Genomic DNA, 15,800 nt, shown 5'->3' on the forward strand with positions numbered 1-15,800 from the left:
TATAGCCATATTTCATAAGATTTCGCATTAAAAAAACGTTTCTTCCATTTAAGAAAGGATGTCTTTGTTGGATAACTCAATCGCGCGCCTGGAATTCAAGAATTTAATCTGTCACAAACGCATCATTGAAGAGGGAAAGGACTGGCACCGTGCGGTCTTCAGTGATCTTGAATTACGCCTGGATCGCGATTCCGGGTTTCCCTGCGTATTCTCGAAGAATGCATTTCGCAAACAACTTCTAAAGTTTATCTTCGTCGAAAATGTTGAGCCCGGTGGTATTCAGCACCTGGCCGAAGGTCTTAGGGAATATGTTGATATTTCTAACCACTGGGAAGGTACCTTAGACACAGCATACCCATTGCTCGTGGCATTTTCACTGGACGCCATAAATGCTGAAACGGTCGAGGGCTATCATGCCTTTGGCTGGGAGGTACTTCAGAAGCTACATGAGGTCGATTCCGCACCTTGGCCAGAAGACGTCGCTAACGATCCTGAATCCCAACACTGGTCCATGTGTTTCAATGGCATGCCACTGTTCTTCAATATGAGCAATCCAGCGCATCAAGTCCGGCAGAGCCGCAATCTCGGCAAGCACTTCATACTTGTCATCAACCCACGCGAACGGTTCGATATTTTTGCCGGCAATAACGTGGGTGGTCGTAAGGTACGCTCTAATATCCGCAGCCGGATCGTTCGCTACGATGAATCTCCCCACGCCTCACAACTGGCTTCTTATGGAGCAGGTGGCATAGAGTGGTGGCAGTACGGACTCGTGGAAAAAAACGTTGAACGGACAGATAAATGTCCTTTTATGTTCATGAAGTCCCGATCCTAAAAGTTTGTATAAGGCAAGGCCCTTCTTTTCGACGCGCTTCACTGCAGAAGATTAATTGAGTGTCGGTCGTTAAGGCATGGCATTTCTGGTTTTATCTGCCGTAGCAGTTATAGAAACTATGCCTTGATTTTTCTCTTTTCGAACAACAGCGGCAAACTGTAAAAGTCCCAGTCGTCTCAGAATTGTGCTTGTTTGCGCCCTATCTCGTGGCTTGAAGCATTAATCGAACAGCAGTGCGTTACCAACATATACAAGAGAGTTTAATTAAATGATTGACCTTATTGTTTCTCAGGGCCGTGTCGCTGACAAGACGGCACGCACGGTAGTGGGTGCGGTCCGCACGGCGAAAGCATTGGAACAGCGCTACAGAATCAAGGGCAATGCTGTCGGAAGAGCTGCTCCAGCTGCCACTGACGATTGGCGCGTCAGTCTTCCCCAGGCAAGGGAGAACCTTGTCGATTTGGGTGCTGCGGTCTCTGCGAGCATCAAACGGGGAAACCTTACAATCCTGGCCTCTAATACCTGCCCGGCAAGCATCGCCACACTTCCCGTTGTGGCCCGTGAGTACCCGGACGCTGTAGTGCTCTGGATAGACGCGCACGGTGACTTCAATACGCCGGAAACGACCGATTCCGGCTATCTCGGCGGTATGGTGGTTTCCGCTGCGTGTGGACTTTGGGACAGTGGTCATGGCGCTGGGCTTCGCCCCGAGCAAGTGATCCTGATCGGAGCAAGAGACATCGATCCAAGCGAACGCGAAATGATCAACAGGGCCGGGGTGCGGATCATTCCTCCAGCACAAGTAACGCCGCAAACCGTGTTGAGCGCCATTAACGGCGCGCAGGTCTGGGTGCATATCGATTGGGATGTGCTCGAACCGGGCTTCGTGCCCGCCGATTACCAAGTCCCTGACGGTGTGTTCCCGGCGCAACTTCGGGCGCTGTTTGAGGCTATTCCGTTGTCGCAGATTCTGGGCATTGAATTGGCCGAATTTAACGCTCCTGCCGATGACGCCAGCAGCAACAAGGCGGTTTCAATCATTCTCGATATCGTTGCTCCGGTCTTCGAAAAGTTGGCGGCCGAGCGCACCATTTAAGAGAGAAGGCTTCGCGTGGCGGGCGCAGGACTGACGTGGGCGTAGCCTCTTGGGTCAGCTAAACCGGAACAGCCACAGTTGTTTGCTCAAACAGGAGTAAGAGCTATCAAACATTCATCCACCCTACATGTCAGCAAAATGCACGGCGCTGGCAATGACATGATTGTGTTGGACTTACGCGATGCACAACCGCCCTCTGCAGAACTGTGTCGCGCACTGGCCGACCGCCATACCGGCGTTGGCGGCGACATGATTCTCGGCGTCAAAGCACCACGCAGCGCACATGCTGTCGCTTCTTATGAGATATGGACGGCGGATGGCTCCCCATCCCAACAATGCGGTAACGGCGCACGGTGTATTGCAGCCTGGGTCCTTCGCGCTGGCTTGGCGCAGGGTCCACGCTTTGTGCTTGATAGCCCTAGCGGCACGCACGAGGTAGAGGTGCTTGACGAACGATCCTTCCGGATCGCTATGGGCGTACCGCAGTTCGCACCAGACCGGATTCCCCTGGTCGGCTTTGATAGCGAACAGGACCAGTATGAAGCTGAGCTCGGGGATGGATTGAGGGCTCGTTTTGCAGCTGTTTCAACGGGCAATCCACATGCAGTCATCGAAGTAGACGATATAGCCCTCGCTCCCGTTGCTCAACTCGGTCAGGCCTTACAGAAATCAGATTTCTTTCTGCCCACAGTCAATGTCGGCTTCACTGAAATCGTATCCCGCGACCGTATCAATTTACGCGTTTACGAATTCGGCGCTGGCGAGACTCTGGCTTGCGGCAGCGGTGCTTGTGCTGCAGCGGCGGTCTTGATGCGCCTGGGTCGTATTAACCGCAGTGTCTCAGTTGCTCTGCCCGGCGGCGAGCTCCAAATCAATTGGCCAGGCGCCACTGAACAAATCACCTTGGCTGGCCCTGCTACTTTTGTCTTTGAAGGAGAATTCTCATATGCCTCTCTATGACAGCATTCTTGAAACGATCGGCCGCACGCCTATCGTCAAACTGCACCGTCTGGCACCAAAGCATGTAACCGTTTACGTGAAGGTCGAGTCGTTCAATCCCGGCGGTTCAGTGAAAGACCGCCTCGCGCTCTCCGTTGTGCTTGACGCCGAGGCGAAAGGGTTGCTGAAGCCCGGCGACACGATCGCCGAATGCACATCCGGCAACGTCGGCATCGCACTAGCGATGGTGGCTGCAGCGCGTGGCTATAAATTCGTCGCCGTGATGTCCGATGCTTACTCGTTGGAACGGCGCAAGCTGATACGTGCCTACGGCGGCAAGGTGATCCTCTTTCCTGGCGCCCTGGGCAGTAGCGGCGGTAATCGCATAGCGGATGATCTGGCCAGAAAACATGGCTGGTTCCGCGCCAATCAGTTCGAGAACCCAGCTAACCCGGCCTACCACCGCGAAACGACAGCTGCAGAAATCCTCAGCGATTTTGCCGGCAAACGATTGAACTACTTCGTTACCGGTTTCGGTACAAGCGGCACTCTGACGGGCGTCGGCCAGATGTTGAAACTCGCGCGACCTGAAGTGCGGATCATCGCTGCCGAACCTGCAAATGCGGCGCTGCTGTCTGGCCAGCCGTGGAATCTGCACAGAATTCAAGGCTGGGCTCCTGACTTTGTACCTGGCGTGCTCGATCAAAGTGTGATCGACGAACTGGTGCCTATTGACGAAGTGCTGGGTCGAGATACCGCGCTCCGTCTGGCCGCTGAAGAAGGGATATTCGCAGGCATTTCTGCCGGCGCTACTTTGGCGACCGCGCTAAAGGTCGCAGAAAGCGCGCCAAAGGGTTCGGTATTGCTCGCCATGCTGCCTGACACCGGGGAACGCTACCTGTCCACTTTCTTGCTGGAAGGCATGAATGAAGGCTCCGACGATGAATGGCTTGCTTCGCTGGACGATGCGCCTTGCTTCGCATGAATCTGAAACATTCTCCCCCGGAATGCGCAAGCAACGATGTCGTTGCGCATTCTCTTAGCTTGCAAGAAAGCCATTGCACAATGGGAGTAGGTGTATGAGGGAATTCATCCCCCTTTCAACGCGTTTCATCGACCTGCCCGCTGGCTTCGAGATGAAACGCGGCGGTGTGCTACACGGTGCGCGCATCGCCTATGAAGTGTTCGGGCAGTTAAATGCCGCACGCGATAACGTCATCCTGATCCTTACAGGTCTTTCACCCGATGCGCACGCCGCCACGCATGCTGACGACCCCACCCCGGGCTGGTGGGATGACATGTTGGGGCCGGGCAAGCCCATCGACACCCATCGCTGGCATGTGATTTGTGTCAATTCGCTGGGCAGTTGCAAGGGCTCAACCGGGCCAGCCTCGGTTGATCCAAATACCGGCGAGCCGTATCGGCTGGAGTTTCCGGAGCTGTCTATAGAAGACATCGCCGATGCTGCGGTCTTCGCGGTGCGGACGTTGGGTTTTGAGCGACTGGCCTGTGTGATCGGCGCGTCCATGGGTGGAATGAGCGCCCTGGCCCTGTTGGCCAGGCATCCTGATTTGGCACGCAGCCATATCAATATTTCCGGAGCGGTGCATTCGCTACCATTTTCGATCGCCATCCGCTCGCTGCAACGCGAAGCCATCAGGTTTGATCCGGATTGGAACCAAGGCCAATACTGCGAGGAGCATTATCCGCAACGTGGCATGGTCACGGCACGCAAACTCGGCGTCATCACCTATCGTTCGGCACTGGAGTGGAACACTCGTTTCGGCCGCGCGTGTATGGACTCGGATCGTCGCCTTGATGAGGAACCGTTCGGGCCTGAATTCGAGGTGGAAAGCTACCTGGAGTGCCATGCCCACCGCTTCTTCAGGTCTTTCGACCCCAACAGCTATCTCTACCTGAGTCGCTGCATAGACTGGTTTGATCTTGGCGAATCCTGCGGTAGCAACGCTGACGAGGCGTTGTCCCGGTTGCGCATCGAAAAGGCGCTGGTGATCGGCGTGCAGACAGACATCCTGTTCCCGTTACAGCAACAGCGACAAATTGCCGATGGCTTGCGTGCCGGCGGTGCAGATGCGCAGTTTCTTTCGTTGGAGTCGCCAGAGGGACACGACGCATTCCTGGTTGATACCGGCCGCTTTGGTCCGCCAGTGGCAAGTTTCCTGTCGGCGTTACAGCCTGCTTGATGAGCCCTGTGCCAGCCCTTCTTTTCACTTTCACGATAGAGCAAAAGACTTGTCCACACATCCTTTGAAAATAGCCCTCGTCACTGGCGCCAATCGTGGCATCGGATACGACATTGCGCGTCAGCTTGCCGAGAATGGTGTCAGCGTGTTGCTCACCGGCCGCAACCATAAGGCCGCAGTCGAAGCCGCGAGGAGACTGCAAGATACCGGTCTCGATGTTCAAGCCCTTGCTCTCGATGTAACGCAGTCGGACAGCATCGCTGCGGCTGCCGCGCACGTTGCTGCCAAATACGGACGCTTGGACATCCTGATCAACAATGCCGCTATCCGCATTGAGCAATATGGAAAACAACCATCGGAGCAACCGCTGCAACAATGGCGGGAAACATTCGACACCAATCTTTTTGGCGTCGTCGAGGTGAGCATTGCTTTTCTGCCGCTGATTCGGAAGGCGAAGGCAGGACGTATCGTCAATGTCTCGAGCCTGCTCGCGTCGTTGAGTACACACAGCAATCCGGACTCGTATGCCTACAGTCCCATGTTCAAATCGCTCCCGGCTTACAGCGCCTCCAAGAGCGCAGTTAACTCCTGGACCGTGCACTTGGCTTACGAATTACGCGATACACCGGTCAAGGTCAACGCCGTGCATCCTGGCTACACCAAGACTGACATGAACGAAGGTGAAGGCGACCTTGATATCCCGACCGGCGCCAAAACAAGCGTCAGGATGGCCCTGTTAGATGATGATGGCCCAACTGGCTCTTACGTTCACATGGGAGACACCGTGCCTTGGTGATCATGCTTTCGCGATTGATTGGTGTTGCATCCTTTTTTACGTCCAGTCATTGAACACTGAAAACATGGAACACCTGCGCCTTAGATCGACAAAACGTCTAACCCTATTCGATATTGGATTCGCTATATGATCAGCCTTGCCTTGGTTACCGATGAAGCCAGTCTTCCAATTGATTACGACATGCCACTGTTGCTTGATGCCTGCCAGGCGATCGGCTTTAGAGCCGAGGTCTGTATCTGGGAAAACCCCGACATTGACTGGTCTCGTTTTGATGCAGTTCTATTGCGCTCACCCTGGAACTGCATTGAGCAACTGCCCGAGTTCCTTGCCTGGTGCGAGCGTGTAGCTGCCGACACCCACTTGTTTAATCCCGTCTCGGTTGCGCGCTGGGGACTCGACAAACTTTATCTGGCTGATATTGCTGCACGCGGTGTGCCCATTATCCCGAGCCAGTTTGTTGAACCGGGCGTAGATCCTGCGTTGGCGCTCAAGGCTTTTCTAGCGGCGTATCCCGAAACCAGCGAAATTGTAGTTAAGCCCACAGTGGGTTCTTATTCGAGAGGTGTTCAGCGTTACACCCGGCCGCGGGAAGCTGAAGCTGCTGAACATATCGCCCAACTGCTCGGTAAGGGCTGCCACGTGATACTGCAACCCTATATCGACTCAATTGATCGAGACGGCGAAACCGACCTGATCTATTTCGACAATGTCTACAGTCATGCCATCCGTAAGAGCGCAATGCTTATGCCGGACGGTACAGTGAATGTCCCCACGCTCGAGTTCCGCAAAGCACGAACGGCTGACGAAGAAGAGCGCGCCGTGGCTTTAGCTGCGCTCAACGCAGCGGCATCACATTTAGGCCTTGAGAAACCGCTGCTGTACGGACGGGTCGATCTGATTCGCGACGTTCACGGCAATCCAATGGTGATGGAAATGGAGATTTGTGAACCCTCGTTGAATCTGCCGTTCGGTGAAGGCAGTGCATTGCGATTTGCGCAGGCGCTGAAGGAACGGTTGCTGGGTTAACCAGAAATTAGAGGGGATTACCGGTCCGGGCATATCGAGAAAGCTGCCAACGATGCTTTGCTCGTGCGCGCCTACAGGATTTTCGGCGTGTTCGGGGTGTTGGCTATGTGGCGTTCCGGGGATTTGATTCTGCCCGGAGGGCGTGGGAGGCCAGCTTGCTGACGATCTGCCGGGCACCGGCAGCAAAATCTGTGCATGCGGTGTTTCAGGCCCAACCGAGGCTTCCGGTTTCAGGGCTGCTGCGCAGCCCATCGCGGCCTCGCGTTGCTCGTGCGCGCCTACAGGTTGCGGCGGTTTCGGGTTCAGGCAAAGGAGTTGTGGGTGTCTGCCTGCTCGGCCGGGTAAAACTCGCCTTCCATTTCCAGCTCAGCCAGCCTTGCCCTGACAGCTTGTTCTATCTCCATCACGTTCGCAGGAGCGTCGATGTCGTCCGGCACCAGCCACACGCGGCTCACGTTTTGTCCGTGGGTGCCTTCGCTGAGCATATCGTGGGTAAACAACTGATTGGCGCGCCACAGGCAGAGCTGATCTTCGCTTGGACCGTGCTCCGAGAGGGACGCTGCGGACGACAACCAGATTTCGTTGAAGGTCTTGAGGTCGGCGTCGGCCAGTTCTTTCAGGGATATCAGGGTTTTCATGACGGTTCCTTGTGAGCGGGTATAAGACTCTGACGCACAGCGGTACGCAGGCGTTCCCGCTAACAGAGGTTAGAAGATGAAATCGAAAGGACGAGACCTATTGCATGAACGGCAGCCGTCCCGTTGACGGGACGGCTGCCAGATTGAATTCAGAAAGGGAAGGTCGCAGACACCTTTGCATTCGCAGGGCCGGGGCCGTTGTCAGCGTTTGACGGGAGCCGGCAGCGTGACCAGCGCTACATATTCATCCCAGAAAGCTTTTTGATTGATGCCATAGATGACTTTCGCCTTTTGCGTTCCGACCGGCGCCCCCTTTTTGTAGCCCATCGAGCGTCCGTAGTCGGGGCCGAAATGGGCATCGACGTCCACCCACAGCTCCTTCGACTCAGTCACCAGCTCAGGGTGGACCAGATACAGCGCGGGCAGGCTGTCCCACGTGAAACTGTGGTACGCCGGATCTTTCTCGAATGCCGGCCCAAGTACGGTTTTATAAAGCTCCGGGATCACGCCCTGTGCGGCGATCACCCGCTTGTAAACGGAGGCGTCGAACATCACCTTTTCACACACGTCGTTGGGGAAAATCACGTGTTCAATGGGTGAACGCAACACAATACGCGCCGCTTCCGGGTCGAACCACCAGTTGAACTCCGCCGCAGGCGTGGTGTTGCCGGGGATTTCTATGGCGCCGCCCATGTACACGATGCGTTTGATCAGCGGCACGATCTCCGGTGCGGTCCGGATCGCCAGCGCTACGTTGGTCAGCGGGCCGACGGCCAGTAAGGTGACCTCATGCGGGTTACGTTTTACGCTGTCGATGATGAATTGCGCGGCCGACTCTTTGCGCAATTGGGTGTGAGTGGCCAGGCCATCCGGCGGCGCAGTCAATTGCGCGGCCGAAGTGGGGCGCGGGTTTTTGAATGCACCCGGCCAGCCAGCGCCAAACAGCGCCTGTTCCTGCGGATAAGTGGCAACGTCGTGCAGCAGTGGATACGCGGCCCCGGAATAGACGCCCACGTCTTTTTCCACGCCCATGCGTTCGACGGCCTTGAGTGCATCGACCTGCGCCTGATCCACCCAGGCATTGCCGCTGACCAGGGTCATGCCGAGCAGGTCGATCTTCTTCTGGGCGTGCAGCTGCGCAAGCATAATGAAAGCCTGGCCGTCATCATTGAGCACATTGAAATCGGTGTCGAAAATCACTTTTTCCGCCGCGTGCAGCGATGTAGCGGACAGCCCGACGGTCAACGCCAGGGCACAGCTTTTAAGAAACGCCTGCATGGTCTATTTCCATTTGAACGAGAGGAATGCGCGGCCCCTGCACGCAAGGGCTGTCAGCGATTGACCAGTTTGGCCGGCAATGCGATGACCAGAAAGCTGCTCAGGATCAAACACCCGGCAAAGAACCACAACGCGCCCGCGCTGCTGCCGGTGACGTCGATGGCGATGCCCATCATCGAGTTGCTCACCAGGCCCGCGATATTGGCCAGCGAGCAGGCGAGGGCGAAACCGGTGGCGGCGGCGCGGCCTTTCAGAAACGTCGCCGGCAGGCTGAAGAACACCGGCACCGCACCGATGATTGCCGCCGATGCAATTGCAAACAGCACCACCGTCATTACCACGCTGTGGGTGAAGAAGGTGCTGGTGGCCATGGCGACCGCGCCGACCAGAAACGGCACGATGATGTGCCAGCGACGCTCGCGATGACGGTCCGAACTGGCGCCGATCATCAGCATGCCGATCAGTGCCGCAACGCTCGGCAGCGCGGTGAGGATGCCGATGTGAAAGGTATCGACCACGCCTGCGTTCCTGATGAAGGTCGGCATCCAGAAACCCATGGCGTAAGCACTGAGCAGAATCGAAAAGTCGATACCGCCGAGCATCCAGACTTTCAGGTTGAAGAAACCGTCGCGGAAACTGTGTTTGCTGTCTTTGCCTTCGGCGTCGTCCAGACGCAGCTCACTGTCGAGCAGTGCTTTTTCGTCGGCGTTCAGCCATTTGGCTTGTTGCGGGTTATTGGGCAATGCCCAGAAGGTCAGAATGCCCAGCAGCACGCTTGGAATGCCTTCGATCAGAAACAACCACTGCCAGCCGCGCAGGCCGCCGGTCATGTCGAAATGGCCCATGATCCAGCCCGACAGCGGGCCGCCAATAACGCTCGACAGCGGCAGGCCAATCATGAATAGCGCAATGATCCGTCCGCGCCGGTAGGTCGGGAACCAGGTGGTCAGGTAAAACAGCACGCCTGGCAGGAATCCCGCTTCTGCAGCGCCCAGCAGAAACCGCAGCACGTAGAACTGCGTGGTAGTGGTCACGAACAAGGTGCAGACCGACAACAGGCCCCAGGTGATCATGATTCGCGCGATCCAGATCTTCGCGCCGACCTTTTCCAGCACCAGGTTGCTCGGCACTTCGAAGAGGATGTAGCCGACAAAAAACAGTCCGGCGCCGAGGCCGAAAGCGGTTTCGCTGAAATGCAGTTGATCGAGCATCTGCAACTTGGCAAAGCCAATGTTGATGCGGTCCAGGTAGGCGGCCAGATAGCAAAAGCACAGGAACGGGATGAGCTTCCAGGTGATCTTGTGGTAGAGCGCCTTGATCGGGTCCGCAGCGTGTGTCGCGGCGGTTTCTATGTTCGCAGAGGGCATCGGTGTCTCCTGGCCTGTTATGTTTTGTGCACCGCGCCTGTAGGAGCCAACGTGTTGGCGAGACGGTTTATGTACACCCAAAATCCTTCTCGTGAACACGTTCGCTCCTACAGCTTACCGCTTGTGGCTTGCCGCTTGAAACTGCTCCAGCGCTTCCTGCTTCGCCACCACATCCCCGTACTTGCTGTCGATATCGAATAGATTTGCCTCGTGCGGCGCCGGATGCCGATCGCCCACGCATTCGCGCACCACGATGGTTCGGAAGCCATGCTGCACGGCATCCACCGCTGTGGCGCGAATGCAGCCGCTGGTGGAGCAACCGGCGAGTACCACGGTGTCGATGCCTTGAACGTGCAGCATTGATGCCAGCGACGTGCCAAAAAAGGAACTGGCGTACTGCTTGCTGATCACCACCTCATCGGCGTTCGGCACGACTTCCTCGCAGAACGCCGCCAGCGGGTTGCCTTCTACCATGTCTCGCATCACCGGGGCTTTTTTCACCCACATGCCGCCGTCGATGAAGTGCCCGGCGTGGTAGCGGATATTGGTGTGAATCACCAGCACGCCATGCTGCCGCGCACTGGCCAGCAGTTCGACGCTCTCGGCCACGGCGCTGACCACCCCTGACGCATAAAGCGGAGCCCCTTCACGGGTGTAGCCCTGCATGAAATCAATCATCAGCAGCGCCGCTTTTTTGCCGAAACCGATACGATTGCCCCAAACGCCCTGATAGTTGGCGTCGGCGGATTGTTCTTCACTCATGGCGCTCTCACTGTGCAATTGATTGTTCAGGCCAACGCCTGAAATCTGCGGGAGGCTGCTTGCTCGCGAGACGCCAGTACAGTCGATGCATCTCCTGTGCCTGACACATCCATCGCGCGCAAGCTCCCTCCCACACGGCAATCTCATTTCCCCGTTACATCACATCAATGATGGGTCGGTCAGCGGTTCACCCAGAAAGTCACCGAACGCTGCGAAAAAGCCGGGCAGGTTATCCCACGGAATCATGTGGCCGGCGTTTTCGACGTGGGTGATGGTGATAGCCGGTTGTAGCGCTGCGATTTCCGCTTCGTCCTTGGCCTGGATCACGCCGCCGCGTGTGGCGACGATCAGCAGGGCAGGGACGGGAAGGTTGGGTAGATCCTTGTGGAAGTCTTCTTCATGGAAATCGTTGAAGGCACGGACAATGGCCGGCTCGTAACAGGTGTGCAGCCATTCGGCACGCAGTTGCAGTTGTTCGGGCGTCCAGGTGGCGCAGAAGGCGCGCATGTCGTCAGCGGTCATGCCGGCCTGGGACTGGCGGATTGAATCCACGTACCACGGCAGTTTCGACGGGTATTCGCGGCGACCGGGACCGGATACCGGGGGATCAATCAGCACCAGGCTTTTAACGCCCTTTGGATGTCGCACCGCACTGCGTACCGCAAAACGAGCGCCCATGGAATGACCGGCGATGTGGTAACTGTCCAGCTTCATCGCCTGGGCGAACGCAGCGATGTCATCGGCGCAGGTGTCAACGCTGTAGTCGAGGTCCGGGCCGGTCGAGGACAAGCCGCGCCCGCGCGCATCCAGCACGTAGGTGTCTAAATGTTCGCCCAGTGTTTCAGCGACAAACCCCCAGGTGATCGCGGGGCTGGTGATCCCCGGAATCAGCAGCAGCGCCGGTTTGCCGCTGTGCCGCTCGCCGCCGTAGCGCAGGTAGTGTTGGCGAATGCCGTTGGCTTGCACGTTGCCGCCATGAATGAACGTACTCATGCGCTCACCTCCGATTTGAGTTCATGGCCGTACAGGTCATAGCCGTAGACCCAGGCCGGGTCTTCCTGGGTGCGCAGCCAGGTGTTGGCGTTCGACACCGCTTGTACGCGCGAAGCACGCTCCTTGCGGTTGGCCTCGTAGAGTTCGAAGGCGGTGCGGTAGTCGGTCAGGCCGGTTTCCTGCAAGCATCGGGTCAGCATCGCGGCGTCTTCGATGGCCATGCCCGCGCCTTGCGCCATGTGCGGTTTCATGGGGTGGCACGCGTCACCCAGCAACACCAGGCGACCGCGGCTCCACAACGGCAGGGGATTGCGGTTGAGCAACGGCCATTTGGTCACGCTCGTGGTGGACTCGATCAGTGCCTGCACCGTCGGGTGATACCCGGCGAACGCCTCGTACATTTCGTCCTGGCTGCTGTCGACCCAACTGCTCTGGAAATCCCAGGCCGGGTGAGGAACGCCGGTCACGTAGTAGTACTCATCGCGCTTGCCGGTGGTGTGATAGACCATCATGTGGCGATCCTTGCTCCACCATTTCACGCAGTTCTCGAAGTCCAGTCCGTACTTGGTCAGCATCTCACTGGGGATCAGCGCGCGATGGGCGACCCAGCCGCTGTACAAGGGTTTTTCCACGCCGAGCAATTCTTCACGAATCCGCGAATTGATGCCGTCGGCGCCGATCACGATATCGGCGGTGGCGTGAGTGCCGTCGGCGAAGTTCAGGCGCACGCCGTTTTCGGTTTCTTCAAGGGTGGTCAGGCATTTGCTGAAGTGCACGCTGCCGGGTGCCAGGGTCGACATTTGCAGCGCATGCAAATCACCACGGTGAACGGTGATGTACGCCGCGCCGTATTCCTTGCGCGAGAACTCGCCCAGCGCAATGCGCGACAGGTAATCCCCGGTGGCGCCATCGCGGCTGAACCAGAAGTCCGGGTGCGAACCCATGTCGCTCAGCTGCTGCTCGATCCCCATGCGGCGGAAGATCTTCATGATGTTCGGCCCCATGTGGATCCCGGCGCCGATGCGCGAAAACCCGGAAGCCTGCTCGTACACATCAACCATGAAGCCCGCTTTCTGCAACAGCGTGGCGGCTGCGGCCCCACCCAGGCCGGATCCTACGATGGCGATTCTTTGCGTGTTTGGCATGGGGTGCATCCCTCGTGTTGCTCGAAAGCGGTAAGAAAACGGACGAATCGGATATCTCGTCCTGCTGCGTTTTTTAAGTGTATACGCTGTTTTTTTTAAAAGTGAATAGACACTTTTAAAAATAATTCCAGACAGATTTCGGGCGATGTAACCCTTGGTAACTCAGTAGATATTGAGTTTGATTCCGTTGGTAACGAAATGGCGCAGCTCTTGCAGATAGCCTTCAATTGATGTCTGATCGCTTTTAATAAGTGTGTACGCTACAAAATATGCACTGGTCTGAAGCGCGATGCCTTTCAATGGTGCATTTGGCGGAATGCCAGATGCCGAGGAGATGAAAATGCCGGTTAGCGATTGCCAATTGACCCAGATGTTCGAGCACGTCCTGACATTGTCCAAAGTCGATGCCACTCAGAGCGTCGCGGTGTTGAAGAGTCATTACTCCGATCCGCGCACCGTGCGGGCTGCGATGGAAGCGGCCCAGCGTCTGGGCGCCAAGGTTTATGCGGTGGAATTGCCGTCGTTCAACCATCCGACGGCGATGGGCAATGACATGACCGCCTACTGCGGCGACACCGCGCTGACCGGCAACCTCGCCGCGCAACGGGCGCTGGAAGCGGCGGACCTGGTGGTCGATACGATGATGTTGCTGCATTCGCCGGAACAGGAGCAGATCCTCAAGACCGGGACGCGCATCCTGTTGGCCGTCGAGCCCCCGGAAGTGCTGGCCCGGATGCTGCCAACGCTGGCGGACAAGGCGCGGGTGATGGCGGCCGACGAGGTGCTCAAGGCGGCCCGTTCGATCCATGTGAAGTCGAAGGCGGGCAGCGATTTCCGTGCGCAGTTGGGGCAGTACCCTTCAGTGACCGAGTATGGTTTTGCCGATGAACCGGGCCGTTGGGATCATTGGCCAAGCGGGTTTCTGTTCTCCTGGCCCAACGAGGAGACTGCCGAAGGCACGCTGGTGATCGACATCGGCGATATTGTCCTGCCGTTCAAAACCTACTCCCGCGAGCAGATCACGCTGGTGATCGACAAGGGCTTCATCACCTCGATTCATGGCGGATTCGAGGCTGAATACCTGCGTGATTACATGCAGTATTTCAACGACCCCGAGGTGTATGGCATTTCCCACATCGGTTGGGGCTTGCAGCCGCGTGCGCAGTGGACGGCGATGGGGTTGCACGACAAGAACGACGGCATGTGCATGGACGCCCGAGCGTTCTACGGCAATTTCCTGTTTTCCACCGGGCCCAATACCGAAGTCGGCGGCAAGCGCAAGACGCCATGCCACCTGGACATTCCGCTGCGTCGCTGCGACATCTATCTGGACGATCAAGCCGTTGTGTTGGGCGGTGAAGTGGTCTCGCCGGAGGCTTCGAAAGCGCGTTGATCTGTAGGAGCGCTTGCCCGCGACGTCGGTGTGTCTGCAAGGCTTGTGTTGTTTGAAACACCGTCATCGCGGGCAAGCGCGCTCCTGTAACTGATCTGTGTCGATTCCCCTCTATCCCCGCACGCGTTAATGTACCGGCCAACTTCCCCAGCCCGCGACTGAGTCAGCCTGTGCCGAACGACGAACCTTCCAGTAACGACGCGTCCTACGCGTTTTCCAACCAGGTGGGTCACCTGCTGCGCAAGGCGTATCAGCGCCACCTGGCGATCTTCCAGCAAAACGTCGGGGATTCGCAGCTCACTGCCGTTCAGTTCGTCACCTTGTGCGCCTTGCGCGATCACGGCCCCAGCTCTCAAACCGCACTGGTCAAAGCCACCGCCGTGGATCAGGCGACCATCCGTGGCATTGTCGACCGGCTCAAGGCGCGTGACCTGATAAGCCTCGATCCCGATCCCCAGGACAAACGCAAAGTCATCTGCAGCCTCACGGACACCGGCCTTCAATTGGTGCAGGAAACCGTCCCCCGCGCCGCCCACATCAGTGAACTGACCTTGAGCAAACTCAACCCCGCCGAGCGCGTGGCGGTGTTGTTTCTGCTGCGCAAATTGATTGAAGACGGCGATGAGTAAATCAGTGTGCTCCCTTCCCCTGTAGGAGCGCGCTTGCCCGCGAAGACTTAAGTACATCCAACACATTTCCCCGTCAGGCCGGTCATTTCACGGGCAAGCGCGCTCCTACACGTCGAACTGCCCACCACTGGCACGCTTCCTGCTCCCATTTCATGAAGTGAACACTTCATCAAATGCCAGGGATGGTCGGTAACACACGGGGAGCGGAACATGAGTGAGCGTGCTGTCGCGGCTGAAAGGACCGTGACGCTGCGGGTCAACGGTCAGACCACCTCGGTGACGGCGATGGCGGACACTCCGCTGTTGATGATCCTGCGCAACGACCTGCAACTCAACGGGCCCAAATTCGGTTGCGGCCTGGGCGAATGCGGTGCGTGCACGGTGATCATCGATGGCGTGGCCGCCCGGGCCTGCGTGTTCCCGCTGGCTGGCGCCGAAGGTCGCGAAATCACCACGCTGGAGGGCATCGGCAGCCGTGAATGCCTGCACCCGGTTCAACAGGCGTTCATCGACGAGCAGGCCGCGCAATGCGGCTATTGCATGAACGGCATGATCATGACCGCCAAGGCATTGCTGGACCGCAACCCGCATCCCACCGAAGCGCAAATCCGCAACGAGCTTTCGGCCAATCTCTGCCGTTGCGGCACCCACATCGAAATCATGCGGGCCGTGATGCGCGCCGCTCGCCAAAAGCCTTGA

General features: G+C 57.4%; 16 protein-coding genes. 10 read left to right on the forward strand and 6 right to left on the reverse strand.

What is annotated here, in order from left to right:
• Window positions 1-58: 58 nt before the first annotated feature.
• The 7 genes from OYW20_RS09860 (at window position 59) to OYW20_RS09890 (ending at window position 6,896) form a co-directional block, all read left to right on the forward strand.
• Window positions 59-835 carry a YqcI/YcgG family protein gene (locus tag OYW20_RS09860; protein ID WP_268800493.1) on the forward strand — a complete coding sequence of 259 codons (777 nt, stop codon included), beginning with the start codon at window positions 59-61 and terminating at the stop codon, window positions 833-835.
• A 268-nt stretch (window positions 836-1,103) separates the two neighbouring features.
• On the forward strand, window positions 1,104-1,931 hold the full coding sequence (locus OYW20_RS09865) for an arginase family protein (protein WP_268800494.1): 828 nt from the start codon (window positions 1,104-1,106) through the stop codon (window positions 1,929-1,931).
• A 159-nt stretch (window positions 1,932-2,090) separates the two neighbouring features.
• Window positions 2,091-2,891 carry a diaminopimelate epimerase gene (gene dapF, locus OYW20_RS09870; protein WP_268800495.1) on the forward strand — a complete coding sequence of 267 codons (801 nt, stop codon included), beginning with the start codon at window positions 2,091-2,093 and terminating at the stop codon, window positions 2,889-2,891.
• Window positions 2,878-3,855: a cysteine synthase A gene (gene cysK / locus OYW20_RS09875; protein ID WP_268800496.1), complete on the forward strand. Its 978-nt coding sequence runs from the start codon at window positions 2,878-2,880 to the stop codon at window positions 3,853-3,855. The genes dapF and cysK overlap by 14 nt, the downstream gene beginning before the upstream one ends.
• A gap of 94 nt (window positions 3,856-3,949) precedes the next feature.
• Window positions 3,950-5,074 carry a homoserine O-acetyltransferase MetX gene (metX, locus tag OYW20_RS09880; protein WP_268800497.1) on the forward strand — a complete coding sequence of 375 codons (1,125 nt, stop codon included), beginning with the start codon at window positions 3,950-3,952 and terminating at the stop codon, window positions 5,072-5,074.
• A 49-nt stretch (window positions 5,075-5,123) separates the two neighbouring features.
• Entirely contained in the window at window positions 5,124-5,870 is a 747-nt protein-coding gene (locus OYW20_RS09885) for an SDR family oxidoreductase (RefSeq protein WP_268800498.1), read from the forward strand.
• 126 nt (window positions 5,871-5,996) lie between these two features.
• Complete coding sequence (locus OYW20_RS09890; RefSeq protein WP_268800499.1) at window positions 5,997-6,896, forward strand: ATP-grasp domain-containing protein; 900 nt, start codon at window positions 5,997-5,999, stop codon at window positions 6,894-6,896.
• A gap of 302 nt (window positions 6,897-7,198) precedes the next feature.
• Here OYW20_RS09890 and OYW20_RS09895 read toward each other — a convergent pair whose 3' ends face one another.
• The 6 genes from OYW20_RS09895 to OYW20_RS09920 all read right to left on the reverse strand — a co-directional run bounded on the left by OYW20_RS09895 (window position 7,199) and on the right by OYW20_RS09920 (window position 13,079).
• Window positions 7,199-7,534, reverse strand: a complete 336-nt coding sequence (locus OYW20_RS09895; protein WP_268800500.1) for a hypothetical protein — start codon at window positions 7,532-7,534, stop codon at window positions 7,199-7,201.
• Window positions 7,535-7,735: 201 nt separating this feature from the next.
• Window positions 7,736-8,812 carry a nucleoside hydrolase gene (locus OYW20_RS09900; RefSeq protein ID WP_268800501.1) on the reverse strand — a complete coding sequence of 359 codons (1,077 nt, stop codon included), beginning with the start codon at window positions 8,810-8,812 and terminating at the stop codon, window positions 7,736-7,738.
• A gap of 53 nt (window positions 8,813-8,865) precedes the next feature.
• The gene (locus tag OYW20_RS09905; RefSeq protein WP_268800502.1) at window positions 8,866-10,179 is read right to left on the reverse strand and encodes an MFS transporter; all 1,314 of its coding nucleotides are present in this window, start codon (window positions 10,177-10,179) and stop codon (window positions 8,866-8,868) included.
• 114 nt (window positions 10,180-10,293) lie between these two features.
• Entirely contained in the window at window positions 10,294-10,941 is a 648-nt protein-coding gene (locus OYW20_RS09910) for an N-carbamoylsarcosine amidohydrolase (RefSeq protein WP_268800503.1), read from the reverse strand.
• Between the two features lie 159 nt (window positions 10,942-11,100).
• The gene (locus OYW20_RS09915; RefSeq protein WP_268800504.1) at window positions 11,101-11,934 is read right to left on the reverse strand and encodes an alpha/beta fold hydrolase; all 834 of its coding nucleotides are present in this window, start codon (window positions 11,932-11,934) and stop codon (window positions 11,101-11,103) included.
• Window positions 11,931-13,079 carry an FAD-dependent monooxygenase gene (locus OYW20_RS09920; protein WP_268800505.1) on the reverse strand — a complete coding sequence of 383 codons (1,149 nt, stop codon included), beginning with the start codon at window positions 13,077-13,079 and terminating at the stop codon, window positions 11,931-11,933. The genes OYW20_RS09915 and OYW20_RS09920 overlap by 4 nt, the downstream gene beginning before the upstream one ends.
• 340 nt (window positions 13,080-13,419) lie before the next feature.
• Between OYW20_RS09920 and OYW20_RS09925 the strand changes: the two genes are divergently transcribed.
• The 3 genes from OYW20_RS09925 to OYW20_RS09935 all read left to right on the forward strand — a co-directional run bounded on the left by OYW20_RS09925 (window position 13,420) and on the right by OYW20_RS09935 (window position 15,800).
• Complete coding sequence (locus tag OYW20_RS09925; protein ID WP_268800506.1) at window positions 13,420-14,472, forward strand: 2,5-dihydroxypyridine 5,6-dioxygenase; 1,053 nt, start codon at window positions 13,420-13,422, stop codon at window positions 14,470-14,472.
• A 170-nt stretch (window positions 14,473-14,642) separates the two neighbouring features.
• On the forward strand, window positions 14,643-15,101 hold the full coding sequence (locus OYW20_RS09930) for a MarR family winged helix-turn-helix transcriptional regulator (RefSeq protein ID WP_268800507.1): 459 nt from the start codon (window positions 14,643-14,645) through the stop codon (window positions 15,099-15,101).
• A gap of 210 nt (window positions 15,102-15,311) precedes the next feature.
• Complete coding sequence (locus OYW20_RS09935; RefSeq protein WP_268800508.1) at window positions 15,312-15,800, forward strand: (2Fe-2S)-binding protein; 489 nt, start codon at window positions 15,312-15,314, stop codon at window positions 15,798-15,800.

Origin of the sequence: Pseudomonas sp. BSw22131 (assembly GCF_026810445.1) — a bacterium.
GTDB lineage: Bacteria > Pseudomonadota > Gammaproteobacteria > Pseudomonadales > Pseudomonadaceae > Aquipseudomonas > Aquipseudomonas huanghezhanensis.

Coding starts and splice junctions, on each gene's coding strand:
- OYW20_RS09860 (WP_268800493.1), top strand. CDS start 59: ATGTCTTTGTTGGATAACTCAATCGCGCGCCTGGAATTCAAGAATTTA.
- OYW20_RS09865 (WP_268800494.1), top strand. CDS start 1,104: ATGATTGACCTTATTGTTTCTCAGGGCCGTGTCGCTGACAAGACGGCA.
- dapF (WP_268800495.1), top strand. CDS start 2,091: ATGATTGTGTTGGACTTACGCGATGCACAACCGCCCTCTGCAGAACTG.
- cysK (WP_268800496.1), top strand. CDS start 2,878: ATGCCTCTCTATGACAGCATTCTTGAAACGATCGGCCGCACGCCTATC.
- metX (WP_268800497.1), top strand. CDS start 3,950: ATGAGGGAATTCATCCCCCTTTCAACGCGTTTCATCGACCTGCCCGCT.
- OYW20_RS09890 (WP_268800499.1), top strand. CDS start 5,997: ATGATCAGCCTTGCCTTGGTTACCGATGAAGCCAGTCTTCCAATTGAT.
- OYW20_RS09895 (WP_268800500.1), bottom strand. CDS start 7,534: ATGAAAACCCTGATATCCCTGAAAGAACTGGCCGACGCCGACCTCAAG.
- OYW20_RS09900 (WP_268800501.1), bottom strand. CDS start 8,812: ATGCAGGCGTTTCTTAAAAGCTGTGCCCTGGCGTTGACCGTCGGGCTG.
- OYW20_RS09905 (WP_268800502.1), bottom strand. CDS start 10,179: ATGCCCTCTGCGAACATAGAAACCGCCGCGACACACGCTGCGGACCCG.
- OYW20_RS09910 (WP_268800503.1), bottom strand. CDS start 10,941: ATGAGTGAAGAACAATCCGCCGACGCCAACTATCAGGGCGTTTGGGGC.
- OYW20_RS09915 (WP_268800504.1), bottom strand. CDS start 11,934: ATGAGTACGTTCATTCATGGCGGCAACGTGCAAGCCAACGGCATTCGC.
- OYW20_RS09920 (WP_268800505.1), bottom strand. CDS start 13,079: ATGCCAAACACGCAAAGAATCGCCATCGTAGGATCCGGCCTGGGTGGG.
- OYW20_RS09925 (WP_268800506.1), top strand. CDS start 13,420: ATGCCGGTTAGCGATTGCCAATTGACCCAGATGTTCGAGCACGTCCTG.
- OYW20_RS09935 (WP_268800508.1), top strand. CDS start 15,312: ATGAGTGAGCGTGCTGTCGCGGCTGAAAGGACCGTGACGCTGCGGGTC.